Below are 26,181 nucleotides of genomic sequence, written 5' to 3'. Positions count from 1 at the left end.
TTGCTAGGTTTGCAGCCTCTCTTCCCTGGACATACTAGGGACATAAGAGTTTCATAGGGAGAGGGGCTGCGGGAGATGGATGTCAATAAACCGGGAATACAGGATTCCTTGCGCGTAACCGTTAAGTATACTGCCATTTTAGTTTGTTTTTTTATGATCCTGATGATGGCCTGGGAAGGGCAAAAAAGTGATGCGGCGATAGCGGAGGTTACTATTCCTCAGGATTCGATCCGTTTGCGCATTCTGGCGAACTCGGATATGACGGGCGATCAGCTGGTCAAACGCCAGATCCGGGACTCCATTGTTGAACAAATGAACCAGTGGGTAGCGGAACTGGAAGATCCCCAGAGCCTGGAGCAGGCGCGGACATTGATCCGGGGCCATCTGCCGGAACTCAATGCGCTTGTCGCGGACGAACTGGAAAAGCGGGGGATTGAGTACACCTATAAGGTGGAACTGGGTGTGGTTCCTTTCCCGACCAAAATGTACGGTGGTACGGTGTATCCGGCCGGGGAATATGAAGCGGTACGGGTTACGCTCGGTGCAGGCAAAGGGCAGAACTGGTGGTGCGTACTGTTTCCGCCGTTATGCTTCATTGATGCAGGCTCAGGAGATGCGGCTGCCTCCGCCAAAGGAGCAAAGACTGTTTCCGCTGCTGGAGCGGAGGATGGAGCCAAGGTGAAGGCTGCGGAAGCGGGCAAGGTGACAACCGTTTCAGCTGAGAATGGCAATGGAGATGAACAAGCTTCGGCCCCGAAAGTGCGGTTCTTTATCTGGGAGCTGCTGCACAATCTCTGGAGCTGGATCAGCGGATTATGGTCTTGAGCAGATATTAGTCTTTCTGGCTCGCGGTTGCGAGATATGTTACGATATAGGATGAACTTGAGCGGATTTGCTGCGGCCCCACCTGGTGGGGCCGTTTTTGAGATTTAAAGAGATGATAAGGTGATGAGAAATGACAGAGCAGAAAGTTTACCCGTTCGCGGCCCAGCGCCGGAGCGGAAACATAAAGAATACGGTTTACTGGGAACTGGATTCCGTAAAGGAAACTGGGGATCACCCGGCTGCGGCTCCGGTGCTGCGGAGTGAGGCGGATGAGCGGGCGATCACGGCGGCTGCAGACATGCTGCGCGAAGGCGGAACGGTCGCATTTCCGACTGAGACGGTGTACGGGCTTGGCGCGGATGCCCGGAATACCTCTGCAGTAGAGGCGGTTTTTGCGGCCAAGGGCCGCCCTTCCGACAATCCTCTAATCGTGCATATTGCGCAGCGGGCGGATCTGGATGACCTTGTGACGGAAGTGCATCCGGTGGGCGCGGCATTGATCGACGCATTTTGGCCCGGTCCGCTGACGCTCGTACTCCCGGTTCGGCCCGGCGTGTTGTCTCCGCTGGTGACGGCCGGGCTTGATACAGTCGGGGTGCGTATGCCAGACCACCCGCTTGCGCTCGCGCTGCTGAGCGCAGCCGGCTGCCCGGTTGCCGCGCCCAGCGCCAACCGTTCCGGGCGGCCAAGTCCGACACTGGCCGCCCATGTGATGGAAGACCTCGCCGGATACATCGGCGGGGTTCTGGACGGCGGCGCAGCCGGGGTCGGCCTGGAGTCGACCGTCGTGCAGGTGCAGCCGGACGGGACGGTCGCTGTGCTCCGTCCCGGCGGCATCACCGCCGAGCAGCTGGCGGCGGTTGCGGGTGCCGGGGCTGTGGACACCGCCCCGGCTGCTGCCGTGGACTTTGCCGGCGCTGCAGCCGGCCCGTCCGCGGCCCGGGCCGAAGCGGACGCCGGTACCGGCTCCGGCTCCGCCTTCGGCCAGCCTGCCGGCGCGGTGCAGGCCGCCGGTAACGGCAGCCCGGCGCCGCGCGCGCCGGGCATGAAGTACACGCACTACGCCCCGCACGGCTGGCTGGGCGTAGTGCGCGGCGTTTCCCCGCAGCGCGTGGCGGAAACCGCCGCAGATCTGCTGCAGGCGGCGCAGCGGAATGGCGAAGTGACGGGCCTGCTCCTCTTCGAGGAGCACCGGGCCCTGTATCCCGCCGTTCCGGCCGCCTGCGTCGTTTCCCTCGGCTCGCTGGACTCGCCGGAGGAAGGGGCGCGCTCCCTGTATGCCGCGTTGCGGCGCTTCGATGAAGCGGGAGCGACCTACATCCTGGCCGAGGCTTGCCCGGAGGCCGGTCTCGGCGCAGCCATCATGAACCGGCTGATGAAAGCAGCCGGTGGATCCGTGATCGACGCCGGATAAATTCCGGCTCCGCTCACACAGTGCCCTGCGTTGAAGTCCCGCATGGGCACCCCGGCCAGGGCAATGCCGGTCGAGTCCCTCCCGGCCGCCTATTTTTAACCAAAATCCTTTCACCCAGCGGTTTCCCGCCTCCAACCTCTCCTGCTCAGTCATGATTGCCGTCTTGTCCGCATATCGTTGTTGTACAAGACTATCGGACTTTGGGGGTATGGGCATGAGCATGGGCATAGCAGGGGAATATGCTGGCTGGGGCCAGCTTGTAACGATTGCCATAATGGCAATCGCACTCGGGATGGACGCATTTTCGCTCGGTGTAGGTATCGGGATGAAGGGCATCCGTCTTTTGCATGTGCTGCAGCTCAGCCTGCTTATTGCTTTTTTTCATGTGCTGATGCCGCTGCTTGGCTTGTTTACCGGCAGCTATGTGGGACATCTGCTTGGCCAGGTAACCACTTTTGCAGCCGGGGGGCTGTTAATTCTGCTCGGTGGACATATGGTGTTCAACTCTTTCCGGGCCGGTCATGCTGGAACGCGGTCTATGGATCACCAGACCTTCTGGGGCATGCTGCTTATTTCACTGAGTGTAAGCGTTGACTCCTTTTCTGTTGGGGTATCGCTTGGCATGTTTGTGAATAGCATAGTTTTAACTGTTCTTGCTTTTGGCGCCTGCGGGGGGTTCATGGCGATTACCGGTCTGCTGCTGGGCAGGCGGGTCAGCCGTGGACTGGGCGATTACGGGGAGGCGCTGGGAGGAGCGATCCTGCTGGCGTTTGGATTGCTGTTCATCTTCTGATACAATAACGGTAAAAATTAATTTATATTATATTTGGAGGTGGAAAGCATGCTGCATATTTTATTCGTCTGCACCGGGAATACATGCCGCAGTCCTATGGCTGAAGGGCTTCTGCGGAAACTTGCGAAGGAACGCGGAATCGAGCTGGAAGTGCGGTCTGCAGGCGTATCCGCCATTTCCGGCACTTCCATATCCAGGCACGCTGGAGCAATCTTGCGGGAAGAGGGTATTAATGATCAGATGATCTCCTCACAGCTGAACGCAGAGATGGTGTCCTGGGCGGATCTGGTACTGACCCTGACGGGCGGGCATAAACGGCATTTGCTGCAATATTTTCCTAATGCGGTTACGAAGACGTATACCTTGAAAGAATATGTCCATGATGAAGAGGCGGTTAATAGCGATATTCAAGAGCTGGACAGCTTGTATGCAGATGCGGAACTAAGCAAAGCATTGGGCGGAGAGCCGAAGGCGACCGATTTGCAGCGGATAATCGAGATCCGCCAGCGCATTCCAAGCTTTGATATTACCGACCCCTATGGCGGTTCCCGTGAGGATTATGAGCTGGCAGCGGCGGAAATCCGTACCGCTCTTTACAATCTGCTCGATAAATTGGAATCCTTACGCCGTTTGTAAAGAAGGTTGATTTTTCGCAGCCTTTCCTTTAAGATGAAATAAATATTATCCGGTTCCGGTGTAACTGGCGACAAATGTGGATCAAACCACGATGGAGCACTGGAATAAACGGCCGGTCGCCTGGGCAAAAGAGCACATCCGCAGCTTCCTGCGGACTGCTCTTTTTTGTTTAAAATATATGTAAGCTTAAGCTGCGTACTATCCTTCAGCATTCATTCCCTGCTGTGGCGCAGCAGTACCTCTGCAGTAAAAAAACGGTTTTGGCCTGAAATGAGTTGCAGTCAACGTTGAGGAGGCAGAAGTGATGGATGAAGTCATGAAGCAGGACTCTTGGGAAGAACGCGCTCCCGGCAGTCCGGCCGTGGAAGGGGTGGAACCGGCGGGGACTGGGCTTTCCTTGGCTGCTGCCACCGCAGTAGTCGTAGGCGAACTGGCGGAAGCCGGCAAGCTGGGGCCGGGAAAAATCCTGGTCGTCGGAGTCAGTACAAGTGAAGTAGCCGGCGTCCGGATTGGAACCGGCGGGGCGCTTGAAGTGGCAGAGCAACTGCTGCAGGGTGTTCGCCAGGTTGCTGATAAATGGGGGTTTCATCCCGTATACCAATGCTGTGAGCATTTGAACCGTTCGCTTGTCATGGAGCGTTCTTTGCTGGAGTCGCTCGGACTGAGGGAGGTTTCGGCGGTGCCGATACCGGGAGCCGGCGGTTCAATGGCTGCCGCAGCGTACCGCTCGATGTCGGACCCTGTTTTGGCTGAAACGGTGGAAGCCCATGCCGGGATTGACATCGGTGAGACGCTGATCGGCATGCATCTGCGCCGGGTAGCGGTTCCGTTTCGCCCGAGTTTGCGCTATATCGGTTCGGCCAGAGTCAATGCGGCCTGGAGCAGACCGCCTCTTATCGGCGGCGAACGTGCGGTATACCGTACACCGGAAACCAGTGGTGCACAGCTCTGCGATTAAGCAGGGCAGCAGCTTGTAGCAATACATTAACAATCAGGGATTAAATAAGTACAACATAAACTAATGCACTAGGGAGGAAATCAAAAATTATGGAACAATTGCGTAAGAGTGACCCTGCAGTACTGGAAGCCATGGGACTGGAACTAAGCCGTCAGCGTGCCAACATCGAGCTTATCGCTTCGGAAAATATCGTCAGTGAAGCAGTAATGGAAGCCATGGGCTCCGTACTCACGAATAAATACGCCGAAGGTTATCCTGGCAAACGTTACTATGGCGGTTGTGAAGATGTAGATATCGTGGAGAATCTGGCCCGCGACCGTGCCAAACAGCTGTTTGGCGCCGAACATGTCAATGTGCAGCCGCATTCCGGCGCTCAGGCCAATATGGCGGTTTATCTTGCCGCGCTGAATCCTGGCGATACTGTACTGGGGATGAACCTGGCGCATGGCGGCCATTTGACACACGGCAGTCCTGTGAATGCCTCCGGCTTGCTTTATAACTTTGTTGCTTATGGCGTGCAGGAAGACACATTCCTGATCGATTACGATGAAGTGCGCAAAGCCGCCTTCAAACACCGTCCTAAATTGATTGTAGCCGGTGCAAGTGCGTATCCGCGGACGATTGATTTTGCAGCACTCGGTTCCATTGCGAATGACGTAGGTGCATTGTTCATGGTCGATATGGCTCATATCGCCGGGCTGGTTGCTGCGGGTGTTCATCCGAGTCCTGTTCCGCATGCCCACTTCGTCACTACAACAACGCACAAAACCTTGCGTGGTCCGCGCGGAGGCATGATTCTCTGCAGACAGCCATGGGCCGCGGCCATTGATAAAGCTGTATTCCCTGGTTCCCAAGGCGGACCGCTGATGCATGTGATTGCCTCCAAAGCAGTTTCCTTCGGCGAAGCACTGCAGCCATCCTTCAAGACCTATGCCGAGAATGTGGTGAAGAACGCTAAAGTACTTGCGGAGACGCTGATCGGAGAAGGAGTGAACATCGTCTCCGGCGGTACGGACAACCATCTGATGCTGCTGGATACCCGCAATCTGAGCATTACCGGAAAAGATGCGGAGAAAGTACTGGATTCCATCGGTATTACCGTGAACAAAAATGCAATCCCGTTTGATCCTACCAGCCCATTTGTAACCAGCGGCATCCGGATCGGAACACCTGCGGTTACTTCGCGCGGTATGGACGAGCAGGCTATGGTAACAATCGGCCGCATTATCGCAAACGTGCTGAAGAATCCGAAGGATGAAGCTAAATTGACTGAAGCGGCCCGTGAGGTCGCCCAGCTTACAGATCAATACCCGATTTATCCGGGTCTCCAGTACTAAATATCCACTTTGCTATCAGACTAATCTGAGCATAAAGCTTTCGCCTCCGTTGCGCTGGTATCCCGGCTGCTTCGGAGGTTTTTTTGAAAGTTAATAAACAAGCAAAATCCTCATGTGACATAATGTTCACATCTTAGAATTGAAAACAGTCTGATGTTGTCATGAAATATTCATGAAAGTTCATGGAGTTTTCAACAAAATAAGTGAAAAAAATGTGAATAGTATTAAATGCAGCAAATAGAACAAACTAAAGCGCACTCTATTTCCAAAGCACCCCGTATTTTCCTGACTGTACTGGAAAGAATAGCTCGCCTTTGTTTATGCTTCCATGAAAAGGACTCAGTCATCGTAGGTGAAAAGAGCCTCCGGTGATGATATAATAGACAGGATTTAGCCACGGAAGAAGCAAAAGCGCTTTCTATGGCGAACAAGACTCACAATTACCGGAGGGACAGAAATGGGAAAATTGGTGATTTGCGATCATCCTTTGATTCAGCACAAACTAACATTTATTCGCGATGTGCGGACCAACACGAAAGAATTCAGAGAGCATGTCGATGAAGTTGCTACACTGATGGCTTACGAAATCACGCGGGATATTCCGCTGGAGACAATTACTGTGCAGACGCCGGTGGCCGAAACACAGGGCAAGGTTATCTCAGGAAGAATGCTGGGCTTGATACCGATTCTGCGGGCCGGCCTGGGAATGCTTGAGGGCGTTCTGAAGCTGCTTCCGGCAGCTAAAGTAGGACATGTCGGCTTGTTCCGTGATCCGGAAACCCTTCAGCCTGTCGAATATTACATTAAGCTTCCTACGGATGTTCAGGAACGGGAATTAATTGTTATCGACCCGATGCTGGCAACAGGCGGCTCTGCAATTGCAGCAATCACTTCTTTGAAGAACCGCGGCTGTACCCAAATTAAGATGATGAATCTGATTGCCGCCCCTGAAGGTGTCGCCGCTGTACAAGCAGCCCATCCTGATGTGGATATCTATGTGGCAGCACTGGATGACCATCTGAATGAACACGGATATATCATTCCGGGGCTTGGCGATGCCGGAGACCGGTTATATGGAACCAAATAATCTCTAGAGAAGTAATATAGAATAAATGTAAAACAAGCATCTATTTTAGAAGAGAGGGTGGGGGTTATGTCCAAAATTAAAGTAATGACGATTTTCGGAGTGCGCCCCGAGGCGATTAAGATGGCGCCTCTGGTCCTGGAACTGAACAGGCATCCCGAGCACATCGAGTCTGTTGTATGTGTGACCGCGCAGCACCGTGAGCTGCTGGATCAGGTGCTGGAGGTCTTTAAAATCACTCCTGACTACGATCTGGATGTGATGAAGGACCGCCAGACGTTGAATGAAATCACCATTCGGGTGCTGGAAGGGCTTGAACCTGTACTGCGTGAGGCCAAACCTGATCTCGTGCTGGTGCATGGAGATACATTGACGACTTTCCTGGCCAGTTATGCCTCTTTCCTGCAGCAGATTCAAGTAGGACATGTTGAGGCGGGACTTCGGACCTGGAATAAATTGTCCCCGTATCCTGAGGAAATGAACCGCCAGCTCACGGGAGTCCTCGCAGATCTGCACTTTGCTCCGACAGATTTGTCGGCAGGCAATTTGAGACACGAGAACAAAAAAGAGTCAAGCATTTATATCACAGGCAATACAGTAACCGATGTGTTTCAATATACCGTACAGCCGGACTACCGGCATCCTGTACTGGATTTTGCTTCAGGAAAAAGACTAATTTTAATGACGGCGCACCGCAGAGAATCTCAAGGCGAACCGCACCGTCATATTTTCCGTGCTGTCAAAAGAATCGCTGATGAATTTGAAGATGTAGCCATTGTTTATCCCGTGCATCCGAGTCCGGCAGTCAAGGAACCAGCGCATGAGATACTGGGCGGACACCCGAGAATTAAGCTGATTGATCCGCTGGATGTCGTTGATCTGCATAATTTTTATCCGCATACCCACCTGATTTTGACCGACTCCGGCGGCCTGCAGGAGGAAGCTCCCTCCTTTGGAGTTCCTGTGCTTGTGCTGCGTGATACAACCGAGCGCCCGGAAGGGATCGAAGCCGGAACATTGGAGCTTGTGGGAACGGACGAGGAGAAGGTGTATCAACGGACACATGCTCTTTTGACCGATCAGAATCTGTATCAGTCGATGAGCCGGGCCGCCAACCCGTATGGAGACGGCAAAGCCTCCGAGAGAATTGTCAATGCGATTTTGCACCATTTTGGAGCCGTTGAAGAGCGTCCTGAGGAATTTCACAGAATGTTCACAACTAAAAATTAAAGGCACAACGACTAATATACTAAAGTGAATAAAAACAGCATACAGTGAAACTGTACGGTTTATATGGTTTTGGTAGGCTTTGCTGTGATTATTTTCATGTTTTCAAGCACTTTTGAGCAATTTTCAATGAATTGACAAAGAGTCTGGATATTCAGTAAAATTAGTTGGGATTGTAGCCTATGAAGGAACAAAAGGACGAAGCCGGACTGGGACGGACCGCTTTAGTCATCGGAAGTGCAGGCACTTTGCTTGCCGCTTACATTATTATAGGTTTTTTTGCGGCAAGATGGCTGCAGAACCAGATGGACGGCCCCAAATCCTGGTTGGCCATCGGTACAATCACCGGGATGCTTCTCGGGATCGTTAACGTCGTCCTGCTAATCAAAAAATTTCTGGGGGAGCAAAATGGATAATATGACTCCCATGATCAATTCCGTTACCAGGATTACTCTCGTTGTGATGTCCGGATTGTTAATGGGATGGGCACTGCATCATGAGACCCGTACCGTGACACTGGGAATGGCGCTTGGTTTGTTAGCGGGATTGGTCAACTTTCGTTATCTTGCCGCCAAAGTAAGGCGGGTAACAAAGTCGGCTGCAAACCACGAGGGGAAGGCATTCAGCCTTGGTTTTCTTACACGGATCTGTTTTGCGATTCTGGTCACCATGTTCTCGGTCAAGATCGAGCATTTCTCGCTGGAGGCAACCATTGCCGGCCTGTTCATTCCCCAGCTTCTCTCTATTCCTGTGGGGATATATTTAGGTATTAGGAATAAGCTGTAGCCAGATTAAAGAGAAAGGGGGATGATACTATGCATGAAATGCCATTAATCTATTTCGGCGGAATACCGATTGATTTATCCGCTGTTCTGATGCTTTTAATCAGTTCGCTGGTAGTGTTCATATTGGTAATGATGTCTGTCCGCAACCTGTCCGTTGAGAATCCGTCCAAACTTCAGAACTTTATGGAGTGGGTGGTGGAATTTGTACAGGGAGTCATCAGCAGTGCCATGGACCTGAAGAAAGGTAAACCTTACATTTCACTGGGATTGACGCTGATATTGTTTATCTTTGTCTCCAATCTCCTGGGTCTGCCGTTTTCCTTCATCACTGAAGCCCATGAGCCGGTTAAGATTTTCGGACATGTTATCGAAGCGACCAAAAACTTGGCGCATGGCGAGCATGTGGAGATCTTGTGGTATAAATCGCCGACTGCCGATATCAATGTTACCGCAGGGCTGGCGATCATCGTGTTTGTATTGATGAACTACCTGGGCGTTAAGCTGAATGGTAAACATTATTTCAAACACTACATTGAGCCGTTTCCAATTTTCTTGCCGCTGAACATTATTGAGAACCTGGCGAAGCCGGTGGCGCTTGCCATCCGTCTATTTGCCAACATTTTTGCCGGTGAGGTTTTGATTACGGTTATTCTGAAGCTGGGATTCCTCAGTATTCCATTCTTGGCAATCTGGCAAGGCTTCAGTATCTTTGTAGGAGCGCTTCAGGCGTTTATCTTTACGATTCTGACGATGGTGTACATCGCGCAGATGACGATCCACGAGGAAGAAGCACATTAATGAACTGCCGTGAGGAAAGCGGCAGACGCCGGAGTACTCTTCGCGGGAGATTTTTATATCATTAAACAAATACTAAATGATTCAAAATTAAAGGAGGATATTTACAAATGGAATTTTTGGCAGCAGCAATCGCGGTTGGTTTGGGCGCACTCGGTGCAGGTCTTGGTAACGGTATGATCGTCAGCAAAACGGTAGAATCCATCGCTCGTCAACCGGAAGCACGTAACGCACTGCAGACAACAATGTTTATCGGTGTAGGTATCGTCGAAGTAATTCCGCTCGCCGCAACAGTTATTGCATTCCTGATCATGTTTACTTAATAAACCGTTCTTACGGTTTGGCGGGGAGGGCAAGTGCCATCCGCGCCTTACTTTTGTATATGTCCGCACACCGCGGTAACGGAAAGGAGTGACCACAGTGACTATAGTTTGGACGAATATAGTTTTTTCAATTGCCGCATTTGTAATTCTCTACTTCCTGCTCAGTAAATTTGCATTCAGCAAATTATTCGCAGTTATGGAGAAACGCCGTGAACTGGTGATGCAGCAGATGGATGAAGCAGCTAAGACCAGAGAGCAGGCGGTCGCTTATGTAGAAGAACAGAAGCAGGCTCTGCAGCAGGCACGTCAAGAGGCACAACAGATCATTCAACAATCCCAGGCCACAAGCAGCAATCAGGCAGACCGGCTTATGGATCAAGCTAAAGCTGAGGCTGCACGTCTTAAGGACGAGGCTGTCCGCGATATTTCCAACGAAAAGAACAAGGCTGTGGAAGCCCTGCGCAGCGAGCTTGGAACGGCTTCGGTCCGCATTGCTTCCAAGCTGCTTGAAAAAGAAGTCAAGGCTGACGGCGAGCAGGAACAGCTTGTCGATCAATACCTCAAAGAGGTAGGAGGCCGCTCATGAGCCGCGATACGGTAGTTGCTGGGCGCTACGCCAGAGCATTGTACGGTGCAGCGGTGGAGAAAGGCATTACGCTTGAAGTGGAAGAACAGCTGAAGACAGTAGTCGAGGTACTGCATCTCGATCAAGAGGTGAAACGGTTCATTCATGCACCGCGCATCTCAAAGTCCGACAAGCTGAAGGTGCTTCGCACAGCATTTCAGGATAAGCTCTCTCCAACGGTGATGAACATGGTGGAATTGCTGGTTGAGCGGGGCAGAACCGATATTTTTGCTGAGCTGCTGGAAACATACATCAAAATTGAAGGAGACGCCCTCGGTATCGGCGATGCTACTGTGTACTCTGCTTATGCGCTTAATCAAGATGAGCAGGATACTGTGGCCGCAGAATTCAGCGAGCTTACTAAACGCAAGATTCGTGTTACGAATCTCGTGGACAAGAGCCTACTGGGCGGACTTAAGGTCGTAATCGGCGATACGCTGTATGACGGCAGCTTGTCCGGCAAACTGGAGCGTCTCGAGAAATCTTTTAACGATAAGCATAGAAGATAGGGGTGAGGATATTGGGCATCAGACCTGAAGAGATCAGCACTTTGATCAAAAGTCAAATTGAGCAATATAAAGCCGATATCGAAGTGGCCGAAATTGGCACCGTCATTCAAGTCGGAGACGGTATCGCCCGTGTCTACGGTCTGGAAAACGCAATGGCAGGCGAGTTGCTGGAGTTCTCCAACGGAGTAGTGGGCATGGCGCTCAATCTGGAAGAAAGCAACGTCGGTGTTGTTATTCTGGGTGAGTATACGGAGATTCGTGAAGGCGATCAAGTTAAACGTACGGGACAAATTATGCAGGTACCGGTGGGCGAAGCCCTTCTGGGACGTGTAGTGAATGCCCTCGGCCAGCCGCTGGACGGCAAAGGTCCGATTGATACGACAGAATTCCGTCCGGTAGAGAACAATGCGCCGGGTGTTATCGACCGTAAATCTGTTCATGAACCGATGCAGACCGGTCTTAAAGCGATTGACGCGATGGTGCCGATTGGCCGCGGACAACGCGAGCTCATCATTGGTGACCGTCAAACCGGTAAAACAGCTATCGCAATTGATGCAATCATCAACCAAAAGGGCAACGGTATGAAATGTATCTATGTTGCCATTGGTCAAAAACAATCCACAGTGGCGCAGGTTGTAGAAACACTCCGCCGCCATGGTGCTTTGGAGTATACAATTATTGTAACTGCGTCGGCCTCCGAGCCGTCCCCACTGCTGTATATCGCTCCATACTCAGGTTGTGCAATGGGCGAGTACTTCATGTACAAAGGTGAGCATGTCCTTGTCATTTATGATGACCTTTCGAAGCAAGCCTCCGCTTACCGCGAATTGTCCCTGCTGCTCCGTCGTCCACCAGGCCGCGAAGCATTCCCAGGTGACGTTTTCTATCTGCACTCCCGTCTTTTGGAACGTGCGGCTAAGCTCAGCGATGAGCTGGGTGGTGGTTCATTAACCGCACTGCCTTTCATTGAAACTCAAGCCTCTGACGTTTCGGCCTACATTCCTACGAATGTAATTTCGATTACAGACGGCCAAATCTTCCTTGAATCTGACCTGTTCAACTCCGGTCAGCGTCCGGCGATCAACGTCGGTATCTCTGTATCCCGTGTAGGGGGATCAGCGCAGATCAAAGCTATGAAGAAGGTTGCCGGCTCACTCCGTCTGGATCTGGCCCAATACCGCGAACTTCAGGCATTCTCCCAGTTTGGTTCCGATCTCGATAAGTCTACGCAAGCCCGTCTGAACCGTGGTGCCCGTATGATGGAGATTCTGAAACAGGGCGTAAACCAGCCGTTGTCTGTTGAGCATCAGGTGCTCAGCTTGTATACCGCTGTTAAAGGCCACCTGGATGATATTCCTGTTAAAGACGTAAAACGCTTCGAGAAGGAATTCCTGGCGTTCGTCGAGAGCAGCGCTGCCGGCATTATCAAATCCATCACTGATACGAAGGATTTGACGGCAGACAACGAGACAGCACTGAAAGAAGCGATCGAGAAGTTCAAAAGAGGCTTCGCGACCAGCTAATCGCAAATAACTGTCTACCCATGCTTTGAAACGGGCTTTGGCTCTGCCGAAGCTCTGATATATGCTTACGAAGTTAGCTTTGACTTCTTCAAAGCTCAGTTATGCTTACGAGGTCAGCTTTGACTTCGTCAAAGCTTTAAGGTGGTGAAATCATGGCAAGAAGTATGCGTGATATTAAACGTCAAATCAAGAGCGTTCAAAACACCAGACAGATCACTAAAGCAATGGAGATGGTAGCCGCCTCCAAGCTGCGCAAAGCGCAGGAGAAAGCGGAAGCTGCCCGTCCGTACTCACAGAAGCTGAAAGAGGTCGTATCGAGTATTGCTGCCGGTACACAGGACTTGCAGCATCCGATGCTGGTCAGCCGTCCCGTGAAGAAGACCGCCTATATTATTGTTACTTCCGATAGAGGTCTCGCGGGTGGATACAATGCCAATATCCTGCGTAAAGTGACGATGCTTCTGGCAGAGCGGCATAGTTCCAAGGACGAATATGCGCTTTTCGTCATCGGCCGTAAGGGCCGTGATTTCTTGCGGCGCCGTGAATACCCGATTGTAGAGGAAGTTACCGAGCTGTCCGATACACCGAAATTCTCTGATATTAAGTCGATCGCCTACTCGGCGGTTCAGCAGTTTGAGACAGGTGTATATGATGAGCTTTATATCTGCTATAACCGGTTTGTGAATGCCATCAGCCAAGTGCCAACCGTTGACCGTCTGCTCCCAATGGATGCAGTGGGTGAGGAGCACACAGGCGCAAGTGCAGCCTATGAATACGAACCATCCCCGGAAGGCGTACTGCAAGTGCTGCTTCCGAAATATGCCGAAACTTTGATTTATAGCGCAATTCTGGACGGTAAAGCCAGTGAGCTGGGTGCGAAGATGACAGCGATGGGCAGTGCCACTAAGAACGCGTCGAAAATGATCGGAGACCTTAGACTTACGTACAACCGTGCCCGTCAGGCCGCGATTACGCAGGAAATTACTGAGATCGTTGCCGGAGCAAATGCGCAGTCTTGATCTATAAGAAACGGGTGCCGTAGAGCGATACAACGTACCGCTCGCTTCAGGGGCATAGTCTCCTGAAAACAGCACGCCGTTTCTTCTCAATGTAACAGCTTTCGAGGAGGGAAATGAAGATGAACAAAGGACGCGTTGTAAGCATTATGGGTCCGGTTGTTGATATTGAATTCGAACGCGGCCAGTTGCCCAAGATTTTCAACGCTATCAAGATTGAAACCAGCTTGGAGAACGGCCGCATTATTGATCTGACGCTTGAAGTTTCCAATCACCTGGGTGACAATCTGGTCCGTTGTATCGCCATGTCGTCCACGGACGGTCTGGTTCGCGGATTGGACGCGATTGACCAGGGTGAACCGATTTCGGTTCCCGTTGGCGCAGCTACACTCGGCCGGGTATTTAATGTACTTGGCAACCCTATTGATAACGGTGCTGAGGTTGTCGCAGAGAAGAATCCGATTCACCGTCTTGCCCCGACTTATGATGAACTGTCGACCCAAGCGGAAATTCTGGAAACCGGGATCAAGGTTATCGACCTGCTGGCCCCATACGCCAAAGGCGGTAAAATCGGCCTCTTCGGCGGTGCCGGTGTAGGTAAAACGGTAACTATCCAGGAACTGATCAACAACATCGCTCAAGAGCACGGCGGTATTTCTGTATTTGCCGGTGTTGGTGAACGGACCCGTGAAGGTAATGACCTTTATCATGAAATGACCGACTCTGGCGTTATCAAGAAGACGGCCATGGTGTTTGGACAAATGAATGAGCCGCCGGGCGCACGTCTTCGTGTAGCCTTGACCGGTCTGACCATGGCGGAGTATTTCCGTGATGTGGAAGGCCGCGATACGTTGCTCTTTATCGATAATATATTCCGCTTTACCCAAGCAGGTTCCGAAGTATCGGCACTGCTCGGCCGTATGCCTTCAGCGGTAGGTTACCAGCCAACGCTGGCAACAGAAATGGGCCAATTGCAGGAGCGCATCACTTCCACCAAAAAAGGCTCCGTTACCTCCATTCAAGCGATCTACGTACCGGCGGACGATTACACTGACCCGGCTCCGGCAACGGCATTTGCCCACTTGGATGCAACGACCAACCTGGAGCGTAAAATCTCCGAGAAGGGGATTTTCCCTGCGGTGGATCCACTGGCTTCCAGTTCGCGTATGCTGGCTCCCGAAATTGTCGGCGAAGAGCATTACAACGTCGCACAAGGCGTTAAGCAATTGCTGCAGCGCTACACCGAGCTTCAGGACATCATTGCCATCCTGGGGATGGATGAGCTGAGTGAGGAAGACAAGGTTATTGTAGCCCGTGCCCGTAAAGTTGAACGCTTCCTGTCCCAGCCTTTCCACGTGGCAGAGCAGTTTACCGGCTTTAAAGGCAAATATGTGCCAATCAAAGAAACTGTTCGCAGTTTCAAAGAGATTCTGGAAGGCAAGCACGATGATCTTCCGGAGGCAGCTTTCCTGTTTGTAGGTACGATTGAAGAAGCGGTCGAAAAAGCGAAATCCATGTAATTCTGAGCTTTAGATCATGCTTTCGATGCGAGCTTTACTGGGTAAAGCTTTGAGGAGGAATGGAAGTGAATACCTTTTTGTTGGAAATTGTCACGCCGGAGCGTCTTGTCTACTCCAAACAGGTTAACAGCCTGACAGTACGGGGAGTCAATGGCGAGCTGGGCATTTTGCCGGGACACATTCCGCTTGTGACTCCACTTCAGGTTGCTCCGCTCACTGTAAAATCGGACGGTGTTTCCGTCACTATCGCCGTTCATGGCGGGTTCGTAGAAGTGCATAAAGACAAGGTGACAGTTCTGGCTGAAAGTGCCGAGCTGCCTAAGGATATCGATGTTGAACGCGCCGAAGCGGCTAAAGAACGGGCCCAACGCCGTCTTCAGACCCGCAGCAAACAGGATGAGATTGATCACCGCCGTGCGGAGCTGGCGCTGCAACGCGCCGTTACACGGATTAAAGTGTCCACCGGAAAAGGACAACAGTAGCACCAAATGCAGTCAAGCCTATAGCTTGGCTGCATTTTTTTTGGAATAAAAAACCTGTAAGAAATGAACATATTGTCATGAACCTGGGGCTTAATGGGCGAAATGTTTAAAAATTCGTAAAAGTACTGGATTCTTTTCATCTGCGCAAGTATGATATAAGAGTCGATTTCCAAGTAACATTCACACGGGAGGTAACATGGAACAAATGATCTACGATGATTTATCCAGCGCGATCGGTACCAGCGGTTTGGTTTCAATGATCGTTTCTTTGCTCTGTGTCGTATTATCTTGGTGGGCACTTCAGAACCTTAAGCTCGATTTGGTCATAAGATATCCCAAGAGCCCTCAAGGAAGACTGCTCCATCTGTTGCTGGCTATCGTCCTCGGTCATTTCGTGGCTGGGTTTCTGCTGGATTACCTGGGCTGGAGCGGGCTGCTTCGCAATGTGTTTTAATGCAAGTGGGTTTGGTTATATCTGTATAGGTCTATGGATGCGAAAAAGGTGTCGAATAATAAGGTTTTATTATGTCAACACTGAAGTTTAAGGAACGTGCCCGCACATCGGGCGCACAGACGGAATATCCGGTATTTAACAAATGAATCTTAAATTCAAAATTATTTCAGAAATATGGACGCGGAGGGAAACCGAAATGAGCAAATTTATCGTCCGCGGTGGCAACAGATTGACCGGGAGCGTGAAAGTAAGCGGCGCAAAAAATTCCGTACTACCGATCATAGCCGCCTCTCTATTGGCAGAAGAAGGAGTTAGCGTCATTGTGGACGCACCTCCGCTAGACGATGTAATGACTATCAGCAAAGTGCTGGAATCTCTGGGTGCAGGTGTTACATACCAGAACGATATCATCGAGGTTGATGCTAGAAGCATCACTTCCTGTGAAGCGCCTTATGAATGGGTGCGGAAAATGCGGGCTTCTTTTTTGGTAATGGGCCCTTTATTGTCCCGTATGGGTCATACACGCATTTCTCTGCCCGGCGGCTGTGCCATCGGTACAAGGCCGATTGACCAGCATCTGAAGGGATTTGAAGCGCTTGGTGCCGAGATTAGCTTGGGCCAAGGCTACATTGAAGCGAAATCAAACGGTCGACTGCGTGGAGCCAAGGTGTATCTGGATGTGGCCAGCGTGGGTGCGACTGAAAATATAATGATGGCCGCAGCACTCGCCGAAGGCGTGACTGTGATTGAGAATGCCGCGAAAGAGCCGGAAATTGTTGATTTGGCCAACTACCTGAACGGAATGGGCGGCATTGTACGTGGAGCTGGGACCGGCGTCATTCGTATTGAGGGCGTAGAACGGCTTCACGGCGTAAAACATCATGTGATTCCTGACCGGATTGAAGCAGGTACCTACATGGCAGCTGCAGCGATCACGGGCGGGGATGTATACGTTGAAGGTGCGATTGCCGATCATCTCGGACCTGTTATTGCCAAGATGGAGGAAATGGGCGTTACGATCATTCCTGATGAGAATGGCGTGCGCGTCATCAGCGATAAACCACTGAAGGCTGTTGATCTGAAGACATTGCCGTATCCGGGTTTCCCTACCGATATGCAGTCGCAAATGATGGCGCTGCTGCTTCGCTCCGTAGGTACCAGTGTCGTAACAGAGACTGTTTTCGAGAACCGGTTTATGCATGTAGATGAATTCCACAACATGAACGCCGAGATCAAGATTGAGGGCCGTTCGGCGATTGTGACCGGCAACGCTCAGCTTGTCGGCGCTAAAGTGTGCGCTACGGACCTGCGTGCAGGCGCTGCGCTTATTTTGGCGGGACTTGTTGCCGAAGGGACTACGGAAGTGAGCGGTACGCATCACATTGACCGCGGGTATGTGAATCTGGCTGAGAAGCTGTCGGGACTTGGTGCAGACATTTGGCGGATTTCCATGGAAGAGCCGGCTGTAGCGGCATCCAAAGAAGAAATTGCCAAACCGGAAGCTGCCAAAAGCGAATCGTACAAAAGCGATGAACTGAAGCCGCGCTTTCAGATTCAGCCAACCTGGGTATAATCGTAAATAATATAAATGAAATAGGCTGCTCCGCATTTGCGGTGCGGTCTTTTTTTTGCCGATTGGGAATTTTGCTAACTTCACGGCAATTTGATTCTCTCACTCTCAGAATAGCGTTCTAGCAGTTGTGGAAAACTCATATCTATAAGAATCACCGGTGACTTACGGAAGGAGCCATAGAGATGAAAGATTTCCACTACCTGCGGCGCAAATTCAAACGCCGTTACGCACGCACCCGGCGCGGAGCGCCCCGTATCCGGCGGCTGGCCCCGGCCGCCTGGCTCGCAGCGCCGCTGCTGGCGGCGCTGCTGCTGCCGCTGGCGATTGTCCCGCTGCGCGGAGGCGGGCAGCCAGCGCCTAAGGCCGTGCCACAGGCCACGGAACGGCCTGTGCCGCCTGAGACGGCTGCTAGGGAGGCCCCGCAGCCGGAAGTGCATGTCTATTTGTCGCAGAGCGGACAAATAGAGACCCTGCCGCTGGAGGAGTACGTCAGCGGCGTGCTGGCGGCCGAGATGCCGGCGGACTTTGAGCTCGAAGCGCTCAAAGCACAGGCCGTGGCCGCCCGCACGTTCATTATGCGCCGCCTGGTGGCCGGCGACAGCAGTGGCGTGCCCGTTCCGGGCGCGGATGTGACCGATACAGTAAGCCATCAGGCTTACGTCTCGCAGGCGGCGCTGGAACGGGATTGGGTGCGCGGCGGCAAAAGCGCCGGGCTGGCCAAACTCCGTCGCGCGGTCCGCGAAACGCGCGGCGTCATTATGACCTATAAGGGGCAGCCGATCACCGCCTCCTTTTTCGCCTCCAGCGGAGGCTATACGGAAAATTCGGAAGACTACTGGAATGCCGCCGTGCCTTATTTGCGCAGTGTAGCCAGCCCCTGGGAGCAGGAGATTACACCGAATCTCGCGGTAACCTATACCTTTAGTATTTCAGAGCTGATAGGCAAGCTGGGGTTAAGCGCCAAGGTTTTACCTGCTTCCAAGGATCTTGCAGCTTTCGGAGGGGCGAAGCCGGTCTCCTCTTCCTCTGCACAGATGCCTGTGAAAGTACTGTCTCTGACTGCGGGACACCGGGTCAAGGAAATCTCGATTGGAGGAACCGTATTTACCGGACGGGAGGTGCGCGAGAAGCTGGGGCTGCGCTCCAGCCAGTTTACCTGGAAGCGAAAGGGCAGCGAGATTCTAATCACAACTTACGGGAATGGACACGGAGTCGGCATGAGCCAGTGGGGAGCTAACGGCATGGCCAAGGAAGGCAGCACAGCGACACAAATTCTCAAACACTATTACAGCGGTGTCTCTTTTGTTCAAGTCTCAACTCTTCTGAAAAAATAACTTGAAAGATACGTATAAAAGCGAAGCGCCCGGTAACACTGGTTACTGAGGTGATAAACATATGAATGAACAAGAAAAAAACAAATCAACCCATGATGAATCTCTCAAAAACAAGCAGGGAGATTCAGGCGCTAAGCCTTCTTCATGGAACAGGCTGTTCTCCAAACGGTGGGTATTCCCGGCAGTCTACACGGCGGCAGCGGCTATTATACTAACCTTGGTGTGGGTCTATCAGGATGCCGGCCAGAAGCCGCTGAACTCCGACACCAACGCAGTCGTTTCACAGGATGCCGCTAAACCCAGCAAAGAAGCCGGTGCAGCAAACGACCCTGAGGCTCTGGAAGTTGTCGCTTCGGCAGAAACTCTGACCTGGCCTGTAGCCAGTCCCGGAGAAGTGGAAGTGGTAAAACCGTTCTATGACGAGAATGGGACAGAAGAGAACCATGTAGCGGCTATGGTGCAGTACAATGACACCTTCGTGCCGAATGTCGGAATCGACATCGCACGTGAGGACAACAAGACGTTTGATGTCAAGGCAGCGCTTAGCGGTGAAGTAACACGGGTTGAAGATGTTGCAGTGTTCGGCAAGGTTGTAGAGATTACCCATCCGAACAATCTGAAGACAGTATATCAGAGCCTCGGCGACACCAAAGTGAAGCAAGGCGATGAAGTGAAGCAAGGCGACACGCTGGCAACAGCCGGACGCAGTGAAATTGAGAAAAATCTTGGCAACCATGTGCACTTTGAAGTGTACGAGGATGGCAAGGTAGTCAATCCTTCGGATCTGCTGCCGCAGCGTTAAGCATAACTTTTAGACAGGAGGCGAATGCCTCCTGTTTTTTTGTTGCAACGTCCAGCGAAACTTAGCAGGACAGAAGTAAGCTGTTTTCCGCCGAAATAGGCCCTTCTTACGGTTGTCCAGGAAATAAAATGAGCCTTCCAGGGCTTGTCATCCCCTGAAAGCGCGAATATATAGGCCCGCCCCTCATATAATGTACCAAACTATCCACAGTTGGGAGGCGGGAGCGTGCACGATTACATCAAAGAACGTACGATCAAAATCGGACGCTGCATCGTGGAAACCAGGCATACAGTCCGGACCATTGCCAAGGAATTTGGCGTTTCAAAAAGCACGGTGCATAAAGACTTAACCGAGCGTTTGCCGGAGATCAACCCTGATTTGGCCGATCAGGTGAAGCACATTCTCGAATATCACAAATCAATCCGTCATTTGCGGGGGGGAGAAGCCACAAAAATTAAATATAAGAAAACGACCGGTAAAAAACGTGAGGTTGCCGTAGCCGCAAAGCCATGATATTTTCGGAATTATAAGCAATAATTCGCTTTTACTACATTGTGTATATCCCCTAAAGTATGGTATTTTTAAATTTGGTACTCACTAACAAATCTCATTTAAAATAACACTTTGGGGGCTCTTTCATTATGCTTAGCAAGGATATCGGAATCGATCTCGGCACGGCCAATGTGCTCATTCATGTTAAAGGGAGGGGAGTCGTTCTGGATGAACCCTCCGTGGTCACACTTGAAAGTGATACGAAGAAAGTCCTTGCGGTAGGTGAACAGGCTCGTCGCATGGTAGGACGGACACCTGGCAACATTACAACCATTCGTCCCCTTAGGGACGGCGTTATTGCTGATTTTGCCGTTACAGAAATGATGTTGAAATATTTCATCGACCGCGTTGGCGGCCGTACTTGGTACGCTAAGCCCCGCATTTTGATCTGTGCCCCCACGAATATTACATCAGTTGAGCAGAAATCGATCCGTGAAGCGGCGGAACGCAGCGGGGCCAAGGATGTATATATGGAAGAAGAACCCAAGGCCGCGGCAATTGGAGCGGGTATGGATATTTATCAACCAAGCGGAAATATGGTCGTCGATATCGGCGGCGGAACGACGGATGTAGCTGTCCTGTCCATGGGCGACGTCGTGACCGCCTCCTCCATCAAAATCGCAGGGGACAAGTTCGACGATGCCATTTTAAAATATATCAAACAGAAATATAAACTGCTCATTGGTGAGCGCACGGCTGAGGATATTAAGGTCACCATCGGAACAGTCCGGCCAGGCGGGATGCAGGCCGAAATGGATATTCGCGGCCGGGATATGGTGAGCGGACTTCCACAAACACTGACCATTAACTCCGGTGAGGTTAAAGAAGCATTATGGGATCCGGTTTCCTCTATTGTCGCTGCGGCAAAATCAGTGCTCGAGCGTACACCGCCGGAGCTGTCGGCCGATATTATTGACCGTGGGGTTGTACTGACCGGCGGCGGCGCACTGCTTAACGGGCTGGACGAGCTGCTCTCGGAGCAGCTGCATGTTCCTGTCTGGATTGCGGAAGATCCGATGCACTGTGTGGTCAAGGGAACGGGGATTATGCTGGATCATTTAGACAAGGTTGTTAAGAAAAAGTTCTAAGCTGCCGATAATAAAGGGTAATAGCAGATTCAGGAAGGGGAATTGCCCTCATGATTAGAGGATTATATACGGCCGCTGCCGGGATGGTCACGCAGCAGCGCAGACATGATACGGCGGTACAAAACATTGCCAATTTGAATACAACGGGGTACAAGCAGGTCGATAGTGTCAGCCATGCCTTTCCTGATGTATTGATTTCAGCCATGAGTGGTGGCACCACGAAGCCGGTAGGCCGCCTCAACACAGGGGTTTTTGCAGAACAATCTGTTTCCCAATATTTGCAGGGCGATCTGATTGAAAGCGGAAAGTCGATTGACTTTGCCTTGTCTACTGACTTACAGGTCACGGACCCTGCTACCGGAGACAACATAGCTTTTGACGGGTCGGGCAAATATGTAACTCCTGAAGGCGAGGTTATCTACCGGCCGCAGGCATTTTTCACTGTTCAAGATAACGAAGGCAATAATTTATATACACGTAACGGAAGCTTCAGCGTTAGCGCGACCGGACAGGTGCTCAGCGCCGGAGGTTTTAATGTTCTAGATGCTAACGGCAACCCGCTGGTCTTGACAGGCCCGCAGGATAATCTTAAAGTGGACGGGCAGGGCAATCTGATCAATACGGCTACAGGGCTTCCTTCCGGAACCAAAATTGGTGTAAGTGTAATCACGAGACCGCAGGAACTAGTGCGCGACGGTAACGGTGTCTTCCATGCGGATGATATTGAGGCTGCGGAAATCCGCTATGCTAACGCAGGAGATAACCTGCAGGTGCGCCAGAGATATTTGGAGAATTCCAATGTGGACCCTACCCAGGTAACGGTTGATATGAATGCTGCATACCGGGCGTATGAGGCGAACCAGAAAGTCATTCAATTCTACGACACCAGTCTGCAGAAGACCGTCAATGAAGTCGGTAGAGTATAGAGGGGGATTAATCCATGAACAATTCGTCAATCAGCGCTTCTGTCTCGATGTCCAGCCTTCAGCAGCGTCTGGATATTATCGCGGATAACTTTGCTAATATGAGTACCAATGGCTATAAGAGCAAAGAAGGTTCGTTTGAGGACGTTCTGACCCGTGTTCAGCAGCAGTCCAAAGACTACGATCAGCCCGGCCGCAGCATGCCGCTTGGCTTCAATATCGGCTTTGGGGTCCGTGTGCCTGAGGTTAAGACCAACTGGGAAGAGGGTCCGCTTCAAGAAACTGGGAATCCGACGGATCTGGCGCTGCAAGGTAACGGGTTATTTGGGGTTCAGGTGAATGGAGCTACCGCTTATACACGTCAAGGGGATTTTCATTTTACACCGGATGCCTCCAACCCTGATAATATGATGTTGGTAGATAATACAGGCAATCCTGTATTGAATACTGATGGCAACCCTTTAACAGTACCTGCGAATGTAAGTGCCGCTATTGATGAGCGCGGCCGGGTGCTCACGAAGACCAGCGAGAATGCGCCGGCCCGGGTAGCGGGTACAATCATGATTGTAGAGCCGCTAAGCAAGAGTGCGATGCAGGCAGTCGACGGAAATTTTTACGTGCTTGCTGACGGAGTCACAGCGCAGCAGGCCTTTCTCCAAAGAGCACCGGGTGAAGCCTCGGCAGTAGGAGTGCGTTCCGGATATCTGGAACAGTCCAACGTTGACCTCAGCAAGGAAATAACGGAAATGATGCAGATTCAGCGCACCTATCAGCTTGTCTCACGGGCACTTTCCTCCAGTGACCAAATGCTTGGCCTGGCTAATTCTATGCGCGGGTAGGTGAAGGAATGAGTCGTCAGGACAATAAGAAACCGGAAGAAGAACAACGGCAGCCGGTGAAGAAGCGGGGAGTATCCACATGGGCCATTATCCAGTGGATTATGATTCCCTTGCTGCTTGTAGCTGCACTTGCGAGTGGTCTTGTGGTCGGTTACGTCGTTCTAGGCAAAAAGGAATTCAGTGATGTGCTTCTGTGGAGTACCTGGAAGCATGTATATGATTTGGTGTTCGCACCTTAAATATGAGGTATTTTAAAGCTCCCTGGTTGTCTAAGGGAGTTTTCTTTTTTATACTGGAAAATGTATAATGATTGGGGACCAAGGAACGCCAAAAAGGGCCCTCTCCGCCATGCTGCCGCGTGCGGTGGAGAAAGCCCCTTATCTTAACCTCCACTGCTGCAGGTGGTGAAGGATAATTATAGTTTTTACCGAAGCCGCCAATATTTATGCAGACTTTGTAAAATAATAAAACCAAAGTACTGTTCAGCGGATGGTTTAAACACGCGGTTACATCCGAAAGGAGCTTTGCGACAATGCTGGATATCAATCAAATTCAAGAAATAATACCCCACCGGCCTCCATTTCTGCTGGTGGACAAAATTACAGAAATAGAAATGGGCAAACGGGCTGTCGGCATCAAAAATGTGACGGTAAATGAACCGTTCTTCACCGGTCACTTTCCGGGTTATCCGGTAATGCCCGGCGTTCTGATTACGGAAGCTCTGGCACAGGTAGGCGCCGTAGCTATTCTGGGACTTGAAACCAACCGGGGCAAGATCGGTTTTCTGGCCGGACTGGACGGTTTCCGTTTCCGTGGCCAGGTAGTACCGGGAGATACGCTAACGCTTGAGGTGGAGATTACCCGGCTTAAAGGCAGCATCGGAAAAGGCCAAGCCACCGCGAAGGTGGAGGGGAAGATTGTCGCCTCTGGCGAAATTATGTTCGCGCTCAGCTAGCACCTGTTATACAATCATATATCATAATATGGATAAGGAGAGATTCATATGACTGAATTAAGCCCGAAAGCGCTAGAAACATTGACACGTTGGCTGCAGGACCCATCTGTGGATGAGAATACGAAGGCAGAACTGAACCTTCTTGCGAATGAAAAACAGGAACTGGAAGAACGCTTTTATAGAGATTTGGAGTTTGGTACAGGCGGATTGCGCGGGGTTATCGGCGCAGGCAGCAACCGGATCAACCGATATACAGTAGGCCGGGCGACTCAAGGGTTCGCTAATTATATATTGGAGCAGCATACTGGAGAAGGCAGACCTTCTGTAGTGATCGCGCATGACTCCCGCCGCTTCTCACCCGAATTTACGCTGGAGGCGGCACTTGTGCTGGCTGGCAACGGTATTGAGGCGCATCTGTTTCCATCCCTGCGTTCGACGCCGCAGCTTTCCTTTACTGTCCGTCATTTGAAGGCGTCAGGTGGCGTTGTTATCACAGCAAGCCATAACCCGCCGGAATACAACGGCTATAAAGTTTATAATGCTGAAGGTGGACAGCTGGTACCGGACGAGGCGGAGAAGGTCATTTCCTACATATTGGAGGTTGATTCCTTCAATGGCGTAAAGCGGATTTCCCGTGAAGATGCAGAAAGTCAAGGCTTGCTGCATTGGCTGGGAGAGAAAGAAGACGAAGCTTTTACAGATACAGTAGCTGCTGTGAGTGTTGCCCGTGAAGAGATCGCTTCTACTCTTGGCAAAGATTTCAAGATTGTGTACACTCCGCTGCATGGAACGGGCAATTTGCCGGTCCGCAGTGTACTGAAGAAGATCGGCTTTACGCAGGTCCATGTGGTGCCGGAGCAGGAGCAGCCGGATTCTGAGTTCTCGACGGTGAAATCACCGAACCCCGAGGAGCGGGAAGCCTTTACCCTGGCTATAAAACTTGGCGAAGAATTAAACGCCGACCTGCTGATCGGTACCGACCCTGATGCAGACCGGATGGGGGCCGTCGTACGGGACAATGAAGGGAACTTCGTTGTTTTATCTGGTAACCAGTCCGGGGCTCTGATGATCCATTACTACCTGAGCCGTTTGCAGGAACAAGGAAAGCTGCCGAAGAACGGTGCTGTTGTCAAGACCATCGTGACGAGTGAAATGGGCGCAGCGGTTGCCGAGCATTATGGTGCTACTGTATTCAATACGCTGACTGGCTTCAAATATATCGGGGAGAAAATGACCCAGTTCGAACAGTCCGGGGAATATACGTACCTCTTCGGTTACGAAGAGAGCTATGGTTACCTTGCCGGCAATTATGCCCGGGACAAGGATGCCGTTCTGGCTTCCATGCTGATTGCAGAAGCTGGGGCGTATTACAAAGCACAAGGCAAGACGCTTTATGATGTGCTTCAGGAGCTGTACAGCAAGTTTGGCTTCTTCCTGGAAAGCCTGGAATCACGCACGCTGAAGGGTAAAGACGGTGTGGCCCAGATTCAGGCAATTATGAATGACTGGCGCAGCAATCCCCCGCAGGAAATCGCAGGTGCTTCTGTAAGCGAGGTTCTGGATTACTCTCTGGGGCTGAATGGCCTGCCTAAGGAAAATGTGCTGAAGTATCTGTTATCCGACGGTTCATGGTTCTGCCTGCGGCCCTCCGGTACAGAGCCGAAGATCAAGGTGTACTTTGCGGTTCGCGGTGAATCGCTCCAGAATGCCAAGGATAAGGTTGCTGCACTTACGCAGCAGGTTATGACCCGCGTTGACGGGAAATAATACGAGATAGCTAATTTCCCGCAGAAACGGATACTGCTCCTA

29 protein-coding genes and 1 riboswitch are annotated in these 26,181 nt (G+C 51.5%); all 29 genes read left to right on the top strand.

Annotation, left to right across the window (positions count from 1 at the left end; all coding sequences use genetic code 11):
- The first annotated feature begins 75 nt into the window (after positions 1–75).
- The 29 genes from spoIIR to NST07_RS31715 all read left to right on the top strand — a co-directional run bounded on the left by spoIIR (position 76) and on the right by NST07_RS31715 (position 26,139).
- Complete coding sequence (gene spoIIR / locus NST07_RS31855; protein ID WP_231578348.1) at positions 76–825, top strand: stage II sporulation protein R; 750 nt, start codon at positions 76–78, stop codon at positions 823–825.
- Between the two features lie 130 nt (positions 826–955).
- Positions 956–2,239, top strand: coding sequence for an L-threonylcarbamoyladenylate synthase (locus tag NST07_RS31850; protein ID WP_342480754.1), 1,284 nt, complete (start codon positions 956–958; stop codon positions 2,237–2,239).
- 220 nt (positions 2,240–2,459) lie between these two features.
- Positions 2,460–3,032 (top strand): manganese efflux pump, encoded by a 573-nt coding sequence (locus tag NST07_RS31845; protein ID WP_341097805.1) that lies wholly within the window; start codon positions 2,460–2,462, stop codon positions 3,030–3,032.
- Between the two features lie 48 nt (positions 3,033–3,080).
- On the top strand, positions 3,081–3,668 hold the full coding sequence (locus tag NST07_RS31840) for a low molecular weight protein arginine phosphatase (protein ID WP_341096830.1): 588 nt from the start codon (positions 3,081–3,083) through the stop codon (positions 3,666–3,668).
- Between the two features lie 50 nt (positions 3,669–3,718).
- A riboswitch (ZMP/ZTP riboswitch) is annotated at positions 3,719–3,801 on the top strand.
- A 171-nt stretch (positions 3,802–3,972) separates the two neighbouring features.
- Complete coding sequence (locus NST07_RS31835) at positions 3,973–4,626, top strand: TIGR01440 family protein (protein WP_341096827.1); 654 nt, start codon at positions 3,973–3,975, stop codon at positions 4,624–4,626.
- A gap of 86 nt (positions 4,627–4,712) precedes the next feature.
- Complete coding sequence (gene glyA, locus NST07_RS31830) at positions 4,713–5,963, top strand: serine hydroxymethyltransferase (protein WP_038597437.1); 1,251 nt, start codon at positions 4,713–4,715, stop codon at positions 5,961–5,963.
- A 457-nt stretch (positions 5,964–6,420) separates the two neighbouring features.
- On the top strand, positions 6,421–7,050 hold the full coding sequence (upp, locus tag NST07_RS31825; protein ID WP_341096825.1) for a uracil phosphoribosyltransferase: 630 nt from the start codon (positions 6,421–6,423) through the stop codon (positions 7,048–7,050).
- Between the two features lie 66 nt (positions 7,051–7,116).
- Positions 7,117–8,277: a UDP-N-acetylglucosamine 2-epimerase (non-hydrolyzing) gene (gene wecB / locus NST07_RS31820; protein WP_341096822.1), complete on the top strand. Its 1,161-nt coding sequence runs from the start codon at positions 7,117–7,119 to the stop codon at positions 8,275–8,277.
- 179 nt (positions 8,278–8,456) lie between these two features.
- The gene (locus NST07_RS31815) at positions 8,457–8,690 is read left to right on the top strand and encodes an AtpZ/AtpI family protein (protein ID WP_052092354.1); all 234 of its coding nucleotides are present in this window, start codon (positions 8,457–8,459) and stop codon (positions 8,688–8,690) included.
- Positions 8,683–9,060: an ATP synthase subunit I gene (locus NST07_RS31810; protein ID WP_038597428.1), complete on the top strand. Its 378-nt coding sequence runs from the start codon at positions 8,683–8,685 to the stop codon at positions 9,058–9,060. The genes NST07_RS31815 and NST07_RS31810 overlap by 8 nt, the downstream gene beginning before the upstream one ends.
- A 29-nt stretch (positions 9,061–9,089) precedes the next feature.
- A complete protein-coding gene (gene atpB, locus NST07_RS31805; protein ID WP_341096819.1) occupies positions 9,090–9,857 on the top strand; it encodes a F0F1 ATP synthase subunit A in 768 nt (255 codons plus the stop codon).
- A gap of 107 nt (positions 9,858–9,964) precedes the next feature.
- Positions 9,965–10,177 (top strand): F0F1 ATP synthase subunit C, encoded by a 213-nt coding sequence (gene atpE / locus NST07_RS31800; protein ID WP_036699216.1) that lies wholly within the window; start codon positions 9,965–9,967, stop codon positions 10,175–10,177.
- Positions 10,178–10,274: 97 nt separating this feature from the next.
- Positions 10,275–10,763 carry a F0F1 ATP synthase subunit B gene (gene atpF, locus NST07_RS31795; RefSeq protein ID WP_038597421.1) on the top strand — a complete coding sequence of 163 codons (489 nt, stop codon included), beginning with the start codon at positions 10,275–10,277 and terminating at the stop codon, positions 10,761–10,763.
- Positions 10,760–11,311 carry a F0F1 ATP synthase subunit delta gene (locus NST07_RS31790; protein WP_341380016.1) on the top strand — a complete coding sequence of 184 codons (552 nt, stop codon included), beginning with the start codon at positions 10,760–10,762 and terminating at the stop codon, positions 11,309–11,311. Before atpF ends, NST07_RS31790 begins: the two co-directional genes overlap by 4 nt.
- An 11-nt stretch (positions 11,312–11,322) precedes the next feature.
- On the top strand, positions 11,323–12,834 hold the full coding sequence (atpA, locus tag NST07_RS31785; RefSeq protein ID WP_341096814.1) for a F0F1 ATP synthase subunit alpha: 1,512 nt from the start codon (positions 11,323–11,325) through the stop codon (positions 12,832–12,834).
- Between the two features lie 152 nt (positions 12,835–12,986).
- On the top strand, positions 12,987–13,853 hold the full coding sequence (atpG, locus tag NST07_RS31780; protein WP_038597413.1) for an ATP synthase F1 subunit gamma: 867 nt from the start codon (positions 12,987–12,989) through the stop codon (positions 13,851–13,853).
- 119 nt (positions 13,854–13,972) lie between these two features.
- Entirely contained in the window at positions 13,973–15,370 is a 1,398-nt protein-coding gene (gene atpD / locus NST07_RS31775; RefSeq protein WP_341096812.1) for a F0F1 ATP synthase subunit beta, read from the top strand.
- Between the two features lie 65 nt (positions 15,371–15,435).
- The gene (locus NST07_RS31770) at positions 15,436–15,852 is read left to right on the top strand and encodes a F0F1 ATP synthase subunit epsilon (protein WP_038597409.1); all 417 of its coding nucleotides are present in this window, start codon (positions 15,436–15,438) and stop codon (positions 15,850–15,852) included.
- 196 nt (positions 15,853–16,048) lie between these two features.
- Positions 16,049–16,306 carry a DUF1146 family protein gene (locus tag NST07_RS31765; RefSeq protein WP_038597407.1) on the top strand — a complete coding sequence of 86 codons (258 nt, stop codon included), beginning with the start codon at positions 16,049–16,051 and terminating at the stop codon, positions 16,304–16,306.
- Between the two features lie 196 nt (positions 16,307–16,502).
- A complete protein-coding gene (gene murA / locus NST07_RS31760; RefSeq protein ID WP_341096809.1) occupies positions 16,503–17,879 on the top strand; it encodes a UDP-N-acetylglucosamine 1-carboxyvinyltransferase in 1,377 nt (458 codons plus the stop codon).
- A 182-nt stretch (positions 17,880–18,061) separates the two neighbouring features.
- Positions 18,062–19,213 carry a stage II sporulation protein D gene (gene spoIID, locus NST07_RS31755; RefSeq protein WP_341096807.1) on the top strand — a complete coding sequence of 384 codons (1,152 nt, stop codon included), beginning with the start codon at positions 18,062–18,064 and terminating at the stop codon, positions 19,211–19,213.
- A gap of 61 nt (positions 19,214–19,274) precedes the next feature.
- Entirely contained in the window at positions 19,275–20,015 is a 741-nt protein-coding gene (locus NST07_RS31750) for a M23 family metallopeptidase (RefSeq protein WP_038597399.1), read from the top strand.
- 225 nt (positions 20,016–20,240) lie between these two features.
- Positions 20,241–20,528 carry a sporulation transcriptional regulator SpoIIID gene (spoIIID, locus tag NST07_RS31745; protein WP_038597396.1) on the top strand — a complete coding sequence of 96 codons (288 nt, stop codon included), beginning with the start codon at positions 20,241–20,243 and terminating at the stop codon, positions 20,526–20,528.
- A 128-nt stretch (positions 20,529–20,656) separates the two neighbouring features.
- Positions 20,657–21,655, top strand: coding sequence for a rod shape-determining protein (locus NST07_RS31740; protein ID WP_341096806.1), 999 nt, complete (start codon positions 20,657–20,659; stop codon positions 21,653–21,655).
- A 50-nt stretch (positions 21,656–21,705) separates the two neighbouring features.
- Positions 21,706–22,581 (top strand): flagellar hook-basal body protein, encoded by an 876-nt coding sequence (locus NST07_RS31735; protein WP_341096804.1) that lies wholly within the window; start codon positions 21,706–21,708, stop codon positions 22,579–22,581.
- Between the two features lie 14 nt (positions 22,582–22,595).
- Complete coding sequence (locus NST07_RS31730) at positions 22,596–23,417, top strand: flagellar hook-basal body protein (RefSeq protein WP_341096803.1); 822 nt, start codon at positions 22,596–22,598, stop codon at positions 23,415–23,417.
- A gap of 8 nt (positions 23,418–23,425) precedes the next feature.
- Positions 23,426–23,656 carry a DNA-directed RNA polymerase subunit beta gene (locus NST07_RS31725; protein ID WP_341096802.1) on the top strand — a complete coding sequence of 77 codons (231 nt, stop codon included), beginning with the start codon at positions 23,426–23,428 and terminating at the stop codon, positions 23,654–23,656.
- A gap of 293 nt (positions 23,657–23,949) precedes the next feature.
- A complete protein-coding gene (gene fabZ / locus NST07_RS31720; protein WP_341380011.1) occupies positions 23,950–24,372 on the top strand; it encodes a 3-hydroxyacyl-ACP dehydratase FabZ in 423 nt (140 codons plus the stop codon).
- Between the two features lie 48 nt (positions 24,373–24,420).
- Positions 24,421–26,139: a phospho-sugar mutase gene (locus NST07_RS31715; RefSeq protein ID WP_342480753.1), complete on the top strand. Its 1,719-nt coding sequence runs from the start codon at positions 24,421–24,423 to the stop codon at positions 26,137–26,139.
- Positions 26,140–26,181 lie beyond the last annotated feature (42 nt).

Origin of the sequence: Paenibacillus sp. FSL L8-0340 (genome assembly GCF_038593145.1) — a bacterium.
Taxonomy (GTDB): domain Bacteria; phylum Bacillota; class Bacilli; order Paenibacillales; family Paenibacillaceae; genus Paenibacillus_AQ.
The sequence above is the reverse complement of the archived record's forward strand: the minus strand, read 5'-3'. Positions and strand labels throughout refer to the sequence as shown.